Below are 10,940 nucleotides of genomic sequence, written 5' to 3'. Positions count from 1 at the left end.
TCAGGTGTTAGGTACCACAGGGGGTTTCATGCAGGTGAAGTTGTTTTGGGTAGAAGCGCCGATGCGAGACAAGGGATTTCTTCCTCGCGACAACGGTGGCAATGCGAGCGCTTTCGAGAGTCGCATCAATGAGTGGCTTTCTGATAACCCCGGCGTGGAGATCCATCACATCAAGCAATCAGCATCTGGCGGCAGCTTTGGTCCCGCACTTTGGCTAGTGTCGGTTTGGTACCGCAGTGTTAGTACACAGACTCGCATTGCCTAACGATGCGTTCAAGCCGAAGCCGCTTCGTTCCACCAACCGCATGGCAGGTAAAGCTTGCCATGTGGTTGGCTCCACTACGCGGCTCGGCTTAACTTAGATGTTAGGCGCCAAATGGAGATCACACGGATATTGATTTCTCAATCGGAAGCATCCCTGCAAAGCTGACCCGAGGCTGGTTCTGGGGCGGCATGAAGATCGAGACGCCTGATGAGTCTCGTTGGGTGCAGCATCCGTTACATCCACTGACGCACTTCAGCTTCCGGCTCAAGGACAAGTGGACCGGGACGGTGGCGGGGCAGACTGTGACTGTGGAGAAGCGGCGGGCCTTGTGGGTCGCGGGGGCTAGACCACAGAGCATCAAGGTCTTCGTCGGGGAAGCGCTGGCCGCGGAGAAGCATGGCTACTAGCTTGGCGCCTAACAATGCGTTTAAGCCGAAGCCGCTTCGTTACGCGGCCCAGGCGGCAGGTAAAGCTTGCCACCTGGCCCGCTCCACTGCGCGGGTCGGCTTAACTTAGGTGTTAGAACTCAGGGGGAGTTTTCGCAATGCTGACCTTCAAAACGCAGTTTCCAATCGCATCATCTACAACAATGGAGGAGCTTCTGGAGTGCTGTCGCACTTGGATCAAGAAGAGCCCCCACACAAAGCTTTCGAACTCCATTCCTGAAGATGCTACTAACGGAAAGTTTGGAGACGATGAGGAGTCTGCAAACTTCGCAAGCTACATTTCCGAGTCGAACTCCACCGGCGGCGTTCGATATGAAAAAACAGATAACGAGGACGTTCGTTGGGTAACGGACGTAGTTGGACATAAGACTGAAGACGCTTTCTGGGTGAGCATTCAGCTGAACGTGGACTCTGAGCTGCCAGTAGAGCGCCTTGAGCAAGGGAAGCGACCGTATATCGTGAAGCTCCTCATGGAGCGCTTCTCAGGAGGGCATGACGGCAGCCTTCCTGTAACCGATCAGCCAACTTATCTTGCGGAGACCGACACAGATCTTGCTGAGCAGATCATCTGTGCCAGCACCGGAAGCGTAATGCCGGTGGTCTATGCAAGCAGAGACTCCGAAGAAGAGTTGCTGATTGACCCATCTCGGCTGTCAAAGTGGATATCTGGCATGGCTCACGTGATTGTAGAGCCTAGCCGGAGGTTTTCATCGCAGATCATGCGGCACGTGTACGGTGAGAATGTCTACGGAGGTGCTGTTGCCATCTATTGGCCGGACGGGATCGGAAAGTGGACTTACCTTCCAGGAAAGTGGAGCAGCTCTGAGGCATTGCACGCCGCAATTTCTAGGAAAGTAAGAATGTCTCTTCTTTACCAACGTGCTCGACGCGAATGCACGTGGTCGTACCTGCAAGAAATGGTGTCTCGGCAGAAGCTTGACGAGCTAAGAGCGTCTGGCTCCGGAAATATCGATGAGTACATCGAACATTTCGATAGAGAGATTGCTGCGAAGGACGAAGAGATCCTGAGGTTGGAGGCAGAGATTATTAGAGTTCGCTATAGCAAGAGAGGAGAGCGATCCTCCTCTGGCAGCGGGGAAAGCTCAATAATTCTTCAAACGAATGAGACTGACCTTTACCAAGGCGAGCAACTTGGGTTGATTACAGATGCGCTTCAAGCAGCAGCGGAATCATCAGAGCAACACTCACGCAGGCGTCAGGTCTTCGATTCGTTGATCGATAACAACGAGAACCCCGGAGATCGAGAGGACATATTGGAACGGCTTAAAGAGGCGCTGCGGAACTACACATCGTTAACCTCTTCGGTGCGTTCTGAGTTAGAGGATATCGGCTTCGTGATCTATGAAGAAGGCAAGCACTACAAGCTTCTATTTCAAGACGACTCGCGCTATCCCTTCACACTACCTAAAACGGGAAGCGACTGGCGAGGCGGCCTAAACGCCTTCTCAGACTTAAAGAGGAAGGTCTTCTAGGCCTGATTTCTAACAATTCATTCAAGCCGATGCCGCTTCGCGGCACGGCTTAATTCTGGCGTTAGGCTTCACGAGGAAGGATTACGGTGTTGCAAGAAGATCGCGTTCTGGCTTACTTGAGAGTCAATGATGACGGCCGACTACACCACCGCGAAGGCCAAGAGCTGGAGTTCAAGGAGCAATTCAACCTTGCGGCATTGGCGGACTACTTCAAGGACTTCGCGGCTTTCGCCAATAACCGGGGCGGCTATCTAATATTTGGTGTAAAGGACAAGCCGCGGATTCTCACTGGCATGTCAGATAAATCGATAGATCAATTCGATAGGATTGATCCGCAGATAATCTCTGGCCACTTGCTCCAGTTGTTCTCCTGCAACATCTGTTGGCACCAAGCATGCCTGGAGATAGAGGGCAAGAAGTTTGGTGTGTTCTACATTGAGCCAGCCGTCGAGAAACCGGTTATCGCAACCAAGGATGAGGGAAAGGACAATCTAATCAAGAGCGGTGAAATTTACTATCGCTATGGCGGGCGGACTCAGAAGATTCAGGGTGCCGAACTGCGGGCAATTATCAATCACCGCCTTGAGCGGAACAACGAGCAATGGTTGGATCTACTCGGCAAGATAGGTCGGGCCGGCCCCCAGAACGCAGCGATATTAGACACCGAGAGCGGCGTAATTGCTAAGGACAAGGCTCAGATTCTGGTCCTTGATCAGTCGCTTGCGTCAAAGCTCAAGTTCGTAAAAGAAGGCCAGTTTGTTGAAAAGGGCGGGGCGCCTGCGCTGAAGCTGATTGGTGACGTGAGTCCCGTGGATCAGGTAGAAGTCATACAGCACATCAAGGAGAACCTGACAAAGACATACCCGCTCTCCGCCACGCAGCTAGCAGACTTGGTCAAGGCAAAGGTCCCTGGCATCGGGCGCAATGAAGTCTGGAAGTGCCTGACGGAAAACGGCGTTAAGGGTAATCTCGATTACGCTGCATACAACTTCCGCAACAAGCAGCAAGAAGACCAGTACAAAGACACGGGAAAGGTTCCCGTAGCTACACCGATTATCTACAAGCGATCTACCGTTGACTATTTGGCTAACATCCTCAAGAACAAACGGAAGAAGGGCGAAGCCTAACAATGGGTTCAAGCCGACACCGCTTCGTTCCACAAACCACGTGGCAGATGCAGCTTGCCATGTGGTTTTCTCCACTACGCGGCGCGGCTTAACTTGGGTGTTAGGGCGCACAGCAGGAGTGCCAAGCTTGACCGAAATCTCTCTTACTCTCGCCCTTCAGCATCTCAGTTCGGATGTCGCCAACCTGCTCAACGTCACACCTGTTCCACTCGGGATAGCTGATCCGCCTAACAGCACCGGCGTTTACATGCTTTTGGTGGATGATGTGGTCGTCTACATAGGAGAGGCGAAAGGTTCAAAAGGTCTCAGGGGCAGGCTGCTCAGCAAGCACCTATCCGGTGACGACAACCATGCAATCCAGCGCGCATTCAAGGAGCAGTTCCCCGATCGCTTCCTCAGGCGCGAGCACATGAAAGTTCATGTCTGCGCTAGATGGCTAGTGGTTCCAGACCCTGCTCGCACCTCCGCCTTGGAACGCTTGCTGATCTGGCTGTACAAGCCCGAGTGGAACAGGACATAGTCTGCACCGTTCCTGCATGTCCATGTACAATCCAGAAACGTCACGCATTCAGGGGGCTATGTGGCTGCAGTACAAGAACGTCGATCACTCATGCTTGATGCCGTCGAGTACGAGGCAATCACTGCACTGGCTAAAAAAGCCGGGGTTGTAAGGCCATATATCGTTCAGGCCCTTCTCGCTGTGGCGGATGAGGCCGAAGTCGTTGTTAAGGCTCGGCAAATCAAAGCTGAGAAGCGGGCTGACAGCGAGGAAGCCAGAAAGAAGCGCGACGCTCTAGCAAAACTCGCATCCAACCTAGACATCGCGGATCTAGAAGCACTCATCAAGCAAGTGCAAGGTAGCGCGCCGCCTGAGAGAGCGCCCTAACGATTCGTTCAAGCCGAACTTGCTTCGCTACACCAACAACATGGCAGATAAAGCTTGCCATGTTGTTGGCTCCGCTACGCGAGTCGGCTTAACTCTGGTGTTAGGCCCCTCAGGAGAGATTCGATGATGGAAGCAGTGTTATTTCTCGCACTAGCGTTGTCTGGCCCAGTTGACGTGGCCGACCCAGTCGTTTGCATCAAAACAACCATTGATGCATCCGGCCGCACGTCCAACAACAAGGTCATTTCTAGCTCAGGTGACAGATCAAATGACCGAGGCGCACTCCAATTTCTTCGAGCGCTTGATTTCTCACGCGTCGCTATTGGCGTGGAGTTAGGCCAGACGGGACACATCCTGGTTCGGGCTACAGGCTCTGATACATACACCGTTGACGTGACGGAGGCTCGACTACTCGACTCCTGCCCAACTGCGGGACCGGATGGTGCCTAACCATGCGTTCAAGCCGAAGCCGCTTAGCGGCTCGGCTCAACTCTGGTGTTAGGTGCCTATGGAACCCTGCGTCGTCACTAAGCTAAAGAAGCAGCGGAGACGACTGCTACACAGCTGCGTGATCCACGTGGCTTGGTTCACGGCCATGATCGTCACTGCTTCTACGCAGGCATCCAAGACCGCAATCGCCTTCGCAATCTTGCTGGCGCTGGTCACCGTGCCACCGGTGATCGCTTACGCAACAGTCGTTCACCGTACTTGCCGATCCATCGATCCCCGCGCCAAGACCATAGGGCTGGTACCGATGCTCATCATGACCGTGCTGTTTACGCCCTTCGAGTCCGGCTTGGTGGTTCCGGCCAAGAACCTTTGGGTTTCAGGCAAACTGCTTCGGGAGGCGCGGCTCGCGGGCCAGGCGCCTAACAGTTCGTTCAAGCCGAGACCGCTTCGCGGTTCGGCTTAACTCAAGGTGTTAGGCCCCACATGAAAGTCTGCGGCGGTTTTTTGCTTGCATTGTTGGCTTGCTCGTCCGTAGTCGGCTGTGCTTCGGTACCAAGCCGAAGCTGCTCCGCCTTCGCCCAGGCCGACGGCTGGCACGCCATCCCCGCCCCACCCAATGCATCTGAGCTGCTCCCTTCTTCCGGTTCGGTCGTAGACAATGCTACGTGGTACAAAGATTCGGCTGGGGCGCTGCGAGCATGCACTTATGACGGTTGCGGAGGCGCAGTCTATGAGTTCGTGCAGCAAGACCAGCAGTGGTCAGGAGGGCCCATAAAGCTGATGCATTGCCATCCCCGCAGTGGGCCCTAACAATTCGTTCAAGCCGAACTTGCTTCGCTACACCAACAACGTGGCAGGTAAAGCTTGCCACGTTGTCGGCTACGCTACTCAGGCGTTAGACCTAGAAGGGGGTTTTATGGCGATCTTTAAGATCAAAAGCGGCGATGTAAAGGATTATCTTGACTGGATAAAGGTCCTGGTGACCATCAGCTCTGCAGCGGTCGCCGCTCTCCTATACAAGTATGACACCACGTCCGGTGGAGCAGTGAAGGCGGCAGCCACCTGCTTCTGCATATCGCTCTTGTTCTTCGTCATTACTTTTGCAGGTCTCATAGAACACAAAGGTTCCACGTCAGACGATGTCGCGGGCTACGCGGCATGGCCCCTGGTCCTCGGTTACGTCTTCTTCTTGGCCGGCTTCGGCGCACTTGTTATTCGCATGTTTTAGGTCTAACAATTCATTCAAGCCGAACCTGCTTCGCGGGTCGGCTTAATTCTGGTGTTAGGCCTCACAGGGCAGCTTTCGGCGATTTGGGAGTTGGCAATGTTCTCATTCACTGACGATGAGCGAGCATATCTGGCGGAGATGCGAGCTATAACGACCGACGCTCAAGGGTGCGAAATCCTTGTGGGGCTTACGCTCGAGGAAACAGAGTTCTACGTGACGCACTCACGCGATCTTCTCGAGGGACGGCGGAATCACGCTGAAAGCGAACGCTATCTAGCGCTTCATGACAAGCATGAGGCTGCTCGTCTGGGTGTGCTGGCTGCGGAAAATCAGCGGCGCGTCGACAACCCGCCGCTTCACTAAGCACGGCCAAGTGAGGCCTAACAAGTCCGTAAGGAGCTTCCCGTCGACCCCGAGTGCCTTATTCTCGCGCCTTTAGTTTCAGGCGTTTTGCGGTAGTCCCTGTTTCGCCAGCATACTGCGGTACCACTCGCCAGAGTGACTCGGTGATCAAAGCGTTGCCAGACTGCATTTCCGTAACCGGTCTTGTTGGATCAACGTTGCTGATCCGGACCATAGTAAAAACCGCACCCGAAGGCCTCTCTCATTCACCGGATTCGCCCATGCGCGGGGATCAGCCGTGTCATGTGCTGGCGCCACCTTGTTAGTCAGGCTCTCTCCGGGGCGGTCTGACCGCTTGCTACCTGGTCGCTCTGGCGTTGAACGTCGTATGCCGGGCCGCCGGATCAAGCGGCCACGGCCAATCGGTTCTTGTTCGCCGGCCGCTGCACCATCGGGTGCCGCAGCCAGGCCTCGGGGTCATAGTCTTCGCCGCGGGCCAGCATCGCCCATAGCTGCCGCGCATGTTTGTTGGCGATCGCCACCAGTACCTTGCCGAAGGGCAGGCGCTGCGCCAGGTCGCGGATCCAGACTTGCTCGGCCGAGGCTTTCTCTGGTGCTATCGCCTTCGCCCGCTGCAAACTGCTTCTAGCACCCTGGATCAGCAAAGTGCGCAGGTAGCCGTCGCCACGGCTGTAATGACCCAGGCGCTGCTTGCCGCCGCTGGAGTGTTGGGTCGGGGTGAGCCCCAGCCACGCGGACATCTGCCGGCCGTGCTTGAAGTCCCGGCCATCCCCGACCGTGGCCACCAGCGCGTCGGCGGTCAGCGGTCCGACGCCAAGAATCTGTTGGGCACGCTGGCTCCGAACGTCGGCTTTCGCGTGCGCGGCGATACCAGCGTCGCATGCGGCGATGCGCTCTCGGACCTCTTGCCAATGCTGCTGGAGATCATCGAGCAGCCTGTGCAGCATGGCCGGCAGCTGCTGGCGTACCGCTTCATCGCCGAGTGCACGCCGCAGCGCATGGTCGCTGCGTGCCACTAACAAGCCGAACTCGGCGAGCAGACCACGCAGCCGGTTGCTGATAGCCAGGCCTTCGGCCTTGTAGCCTTCGCGTACCCGGTGCCAGGCCAAACGCGCCTGCTGGTCCATCGCCTTCACCGCCACGAAGCGCATGTTGCCCTGCCGCGCGGCCGTGGCGATCGCCTCGGCATCGTTGCGATCGTTCTTGTTGCCTTGGGATTGGCGAAACGGCTTGACGAACTGCGCTGCCATCAGCCGCGGCACCAGGCCATGCTCGAGGCAGCGACGCGCCCAATGGTGGGCGCCGCTGCACGCTTCCATCGCCACCACGGTGCCGGGCGGCAACTGCACCAGCCAAGCAGCAAAGGCGTCGCGCTTCAGGTCCCGACGCTGGCGAACCCGCCCGCCACCGTCGAGCTCGCTGACCGAGAACATCTGCTTTGCCAGGTCCACACCCATGGTTATAGTGCCCATTGGAGACTTCCCCTTCGTTTGATTGTTCGTCGAAACACAATCATGGCACTCGATGCCGAGCGGCTTGCCGCTGAAGTGGGAAGTCTCCTTTTTACTCGTCCAAGCCGACGCCGCTTCGCGGCGCGACTCAATTCTGGTGCTAGGGGCCTACCGTGACATGGCTTGAGGTGATCGATTCCGCAGTGAAGATCGGGCTCGGTGCGTTGATCGCCGGGTTATCCGCACTAGCTCTAGCGAAGGCGCAGCACCGAAACTTGCTAGACAAAGTGCGCTCGGAGCGAGAGTTCCAGCTGCTTGCAGAGGTCGCTGAGAAGGTAGAACGCTTCACACATTCCGCCCTCAAGTACTGGGCGTTAGCTGCAGACTGGCACCGGGCCTTACGGAAGGATCCAAAGGCGGCCAAACCTGAGGCACTGCGTGTGGCGCAGGAAGAGTTGTTCGACCGCTTCAACGACGTCACGGCTGCGGAAGCTACCCTTCTGCTTATAGGCCAAGAGAATGCTCAGGCGCAGCTGAGGACATACGGTGAGTACGTTGCTGGCTACAGGAAGAATGCCGCAAATCTTGCGGACCCTATGGCAGAAGAGACCATCAGTGACTACCGTACATATTTTCTACGTGCCCGCGCATCGCTCTTCAGAGAGCTGCATGCCATCTATCGCGGCCTTGGCCCCTGACAGCTCATTCAAGCCGAAGCGACCTCGTGGCTCGGCCTAATTCCGGTGTTAGGACGCTTTAGCGGTCTTTCCGCAACCGAGACTTTTTTGACAATATGGGAGGGTGTCCGAAGCCGTGACGTCGTTCCTTCGCACATTGATGCTGCTGTCGGTGCTTCTGGTGTCGGCATGCGCGCAGCAGACCCGCACCACGCTGGAGGTGGACGGCGACCGCCTCTTCCTCCTCGGCACGTTTGACCATGGGACGTACAAGGCCGTACTGGACACGCTCGACGCGCATCCGGAGGTCGACACGCTCGTGTTCACAGCCAACGGCGGGTCCGTTGATGACGAGTGCACGCTCGACCTCGGCCGTGAAGTCCGGCGTCGGGGGATCAATACCCACTTGATCGAGGGCGGCGTACTTGCCTCTGGTGGTGTCAGCCTCTTCCTGGCGGGAGCTGAACGCACGGTGGAGGCAACACCCCTGTTCGGCGTTCATTCCTGGCAACACTGCTCGCAGTCCGGCGAACAACCTGCGACCTGTAGAGATGCAACTGACTACCCTGCAGGCGATGAGCAGCATCTTCTCCACAAGAGCTATATTTCCGAGATGCTTGGCAGCGACGCGTTCTACTGGCATTCCATTCGTGCTGCCCCGTCGGGCTCAATTCACTGGCTGACTGACGCAGATCTTGAGGAGTTCGGCCTATCTCGCCCATCTGATCATGCCGTCGCCTTGCCAACGAGCCTGCGCGCCCCCTTCCTGAAAGAGCTCAAGGCTGTCTGTGGTGAGTGTGAGCGCGACGGCACCGGATCGACGTCAAAGGCGCGAGGGGGGAAGGATGCGTCAGGGAGTGCTGGTCATCTTGGTTGCGCTTCTATGCGGGTGCGCGACCGGTCCTTCCGTAAGCTTCCCCGTCAAGCAGACACTTCAAAAGTAGAGTTTCCGGCGAATCGCTGTCGGTACTCCGCGGGCGTCAGTTCGTCCAAGGAGTCGTGGGAGCGCTCTTCGTTGTACTCGAGCATCCACCAGTAGGCCGCCTCGCGGACATCGTCGAGGCGGGCGAACAGGTGCTGGTCCAGGACCTCGTCGCGGAAGGTCCGGTTGAAGCGTTCGATGTCGGCGTTCTGGTTGGGCTTGCCGGGCTGGATGTACTGGATCGCCATGCCGTTGGCCTTGGCCCATTGGATGAAGGTCTCGCCCAGGAACTCGGGACCGTTGTCGGTGCGCAGCACCTGCGGCAGGCCATGGTCGCGTTTGAGCTGCTCGAAAATGCGCACCAGGCGGGCCGAGTTGATCGACGCATCGACCTCGATATGCAGCACCTCGCGGTTGAAGTCGTCGACCACGTTGAAGGTCCGGAACCGTCGCCCGCACGCCAGCGCGTCGGACATGAAATCCGCCGACCAGACGGTATCGGGAAGCCGCGGCACATAATAGAGCGACACCCGTTCGCGCTTGGGCAGCCGGCGCCGGGCAGCGCGGCGAAGGTTGAGCTTCATCGCCTTGTACACCCGGTAGATCCGCTTGTGGTTCCACTCCGGCCGCGTCCGTCGCAGCAGCTTGCGGCACTTCCAGAAGCCCCGGGCCGGCCGGTCCTCGACCAGCTTGGCCAGTGCCGCAATCACCTCAGCGTCGCGCACCGTCCAGTCCAGCGGCGGCCGGTACCACGCTGCCCGTGACAAACCTACGCACTCACAGGACCGGCGCAGCGGCCGCGCGTGCACCTCGACAAGGTACCGCACCGCCTCGCGCTTCTGCTCCGGCCCTAGAGTTTTTTTGCGATCAGATCCTTCATGGCCGCGTTGTCCAGCGCCAGCTCGGCGTACATGCGCTTGAGCCGGCTGTTCTCGGCCTCCAGATCCTTGACCCGTCGCAGCTCGGACGCCTCCAGGCCACCGTACTTGGACTTCCACTTGTAGTAGGTCGGCGTGCTGATACCGGCCTGCCGGCAGATGTCCTTGACCGGAACGCCGGCGTCGGCCTGCTTGAGGATGGAGACGATCTGGGTCTCGGTGAAACGGGACTTTTTCATGGAACCTCCTGGCTACGGGGAACATGCCAGAAAGCTCTACTTATGGGGTGTCTACCGACCGGGGAAGCTTACGAGCGCATCAGACGCCGGATCTACGCCACCCGCGACGAGGCCGAGGCCGACGTCTTCCACTACATCGAGATGTTCTACGACACCCGCAGGCAGCACGGGCACAACGATGGCCTGCCTCCGGTAGAGTTCGAAAAGCGGCAATCAACTTGAGGCTTCGGGGTGTCTACGAAACACGGGGCGATTCAACCTGAAGACGGGCGAGACCGTGTACCGGCGCGTCAATGGCACGGTGCGCGACACGGCGCCGGTCCCGTTGCCGTTCAAGACGGGCGTGCCCCGGATCGGCGGCCCGATCGTGACCGCCGGCGGCGTGGCTTTCCTTTCGGCCACGGTCGACTACTAGGTGCGCGGGTACGACCTGCGCAACGGGAAGGAGCTGTGGCGGGCGCGCGTTCCCGCGGGCGGCCAGTCCACGCCGGGCAGTCGCCGGGGGCGAGGGGCGC

Annotated in this window: 14 protein-coding genes and 1 pseudogene; 13 read left to right on the top strand and 2 right to left on the bottom strand. The window is 57.9% G+C overall.

The window, feature by feature from the left end; all coding sequences use genetic code 11:
- From G545_RS15815 to G545_RS0102235, 9 genes are all read left to right on the top strand, one after another.
- Positions 1-265: hypothetical protein (locus G545_RS15815; RefSeq protein WP_211220253.1), on the top strand; the 265-nt coding region annotated here is incomplete at its 5' end.
- Between the two features lie 188 nt (positions 266-453).
- Positions 454-672 (top strand): hypothetical protein, encoded by a 219-nt coding sequence (locus G545_RS0102250; RefSeq protein ID WP_231553221.1) that lies wholly within the window; start codon positions 454-456, stop codon positions 670-672.
- Positions 673-809: 137 nt separating this feature from the next.
- Entirely contained in the window at positions 810-2,204 is a 1,395-nt protein-coding gene (locus G545_RS15580; protein ID WP_154656495.1) for a hypothetical protein, read from the top strand.
- Positions 2,205-2,293: 89 nt separating this feature from the next.
- A complete protein-coding gene (locus G545_RS0102245; RefSeq protein ID WP_161625762.1) occupies positions 2,294-3,331 on the top strand; it encodes an ATP-binding protein in 1,038 nt (345 codons plus the stop codon).
- Positions 3,332-3,458: 127 nt separating this feature from the next.
- Positions 3,459-3,851, top strand: a complete 393-nt coding sequence (locus G545_RS15575; protein ID WP_154656494.1) for a GIY-YIG nuclease family protein — start codon at positions 3,459-3,461, stop codon at positions 3,849-3,851.
- 90 nt (positions 3,852-3,941) lie between these two features.
- On the top strand, positions 3,942-4,217 hold the full coding sequence (locus tag G545_RS15570; RefSeq protein ID WP_154656493.1) for a hypothetical protein: 276 nt from the start codon (positions 3,942-3,944) through the stop codon (positions 4,215-4,217).
- A 123-nt stretch (positions 4,218-4,340) separates the two neighbouring features.
- On the top strand, positions 4,341-4,667 hold the full coding sequence (locus G545_RS16100) for an energy transducer TonB family protein (protein ID WP_154656492.1): 327 nt from the start codon (positions 4,341-4,343) through the stop codon (positions 4,665-4,667).
- 145 nt (positions 4,668-4,812) lie between these two features.
- Entirely contained in the window at positions 4,813-5,130 is a 318-nt protein-coding gene (locus tag G545_RS0102240; protein ID WP_154656491.1) for a hypothetical protein, read from the top strand.
- Between the two features lie 366 nt (positions 5,131-5,496).
- Complete coding sequence (locus G545_RS0102235) at positions 5,497-5,895, top strand: hypothetical protein (RefSeq protein ID WP_154656490.1); 399 nt, start codon at positions 5,497-5,499, stop codon at positions 5,893-5,895.
- 746 nt (positions 5,896-6,641) lie between these two features.
- Here the strand turns inward: G545_RS0102235 and G545_RS0102230 are convergent.
- A complete protein-coding gene (locus G545_RS0102230; protein ID WP_027068967.1) occupies positions 6,642-7,730 on the bottom strand; it encodes an IS110 family RNA-guided transposase in 1,089 nt (362 codons plus the stop codon).
- A 167-nt stretch (positions 7,731-7,897) separates the two neighbouring features.
- Here G545_RS0102230 and G545_RS15560 point away from each other — a divergent pair, with 167 nt between their 5' ends.
- A complete protein-coding gene (locus tag G545_RS15560; RefSeq protein WP_154656489.1) occupies positions 7,898-8,407 on the top strand; it encodes a hypothetical protein in 510 nt (169 codons plus the stop codon).
- Between the two features lie 103 nt (positions 8,408-8,510).
- The gene (locus G545_RS15555; RefSeq protein WP_154656488.1) at positions 8,511-9,425 is read left to right on the top strand and encodes a hypothetical protein; all 915 of its coding nucleotides are present in this window, start codon (positions 8,511-8,513) and stop codon (positions 9,423-9,425) included.
- Here G545_RS15555 and G545_RS15190 read toward each other — a convergent pair.
- Positions 9,308-10,425, bottom strand: a protein-coding gene (locus tag G545_RS15190; protein ID WP_169449565.1) for an IS3 family transposase whose coding sequence is annotated in 2 segments (ribosomal slippage) — positions 9,308-10,173 and positions 10,173-10,425 — 1,119 coding nt in all. Because the reading frame shifts where the segments join, the coding sequence is not laid out codon by codon here. The two genes, G545_RS15555 and G545_RS15190, sit on opposite strands and share 118 nt — an antisense overlap.
- Before the next feature lie 72 nt (positions 10,426-10,497).
- Between G545_RS15190 and G545_RS13245 the strand changes: the two are divergent.
- Together G545_RS13245 and G545_RS16140 are read left to right on the top strand one after the other, a co-directional pair.
- A pseudogene (locus G545_RS13245) lies at positions 10,498-10,647 on the top strand (IS3 family transposase); the annotation flags it as partial.
- A 37-nt stretch (positions 10,648-10,684) separates the two neighbouring features.
- Positions 10,685-10,840: a hypothetical protein gene (locus tag G545_RS16140; RefSeq protein ID WP_455429471.1), complete on the top strand. Its 156-nt coding sequence runs from the start codon at positions 10,685-10,687 to the stop codon at positions 10,838-10,840.
- Positions 10,841-10,940 lie beyond the last annotated feature (100 nt).

It is taken from the genome of Lysobacter defluvii IMMIB APB-9 = DSM 18482, assembly GCF_000423325.1.
In the GTDB taxonomy this organism is placed as follows: domain Bacteria; phylum Pseudomonadota; class Gammaproteobacteria; order Xanthomonadales; family Xanthomonadaceae; genus Novilysobacter; species Novilysobacter defluvii.
The sequence above is the reverse complement of the archived record's forward strand: the minus strand, read 5'-3'. Positions and strand labels throughout refer to the sequence as shown.

Excerpts from the sequence above, each read along its gene's own strand:
- G545_RS0102250 (WP_231553221.1), top strand. The coding sequence starts at position 454 with ATGAAGATCGAGACGCCTGATGAGTCTCGTTGGGTGCAGCATCCGTTA.
- G545_RS0102230 (WP_027068967.1), bottom strand. The coding sequence starts at position 7,730 with ATGGGCACTATAACCATGGGTGTGGACCTGGCAAAGCAGATGTTCTCG.
- G545_RS15570 (WP_154656493.1), top strand. The coding sequence starts at position 3,942 with ATGCTTGATGCCGTCGAGTACGAGGCAATCACTGCACTGGCTAAAAAA.
- G545_RS0102240 (WP_154656491.1), top strand. The coding sequence starts at position 4,813 with ATGATCGTCACTGCTTCTACGCAGGCATCCAAGACCGCAATCGCCTTC.
- G545_RS15580 (WP_154656495.1), top strand. The coding sequence starts at position 810 with ATGCTGACCTTCAAAACGCAGTTTCCAATCGCATCATCTACAACAATG.
- G545_RS16100 (WP_154656492.1), top strand. The coding sequence starts at position 4,341 with ATGATGGAAGCAGTGTTATTTCTCGCACTAGCGTTGTCTGGCCCAGTT.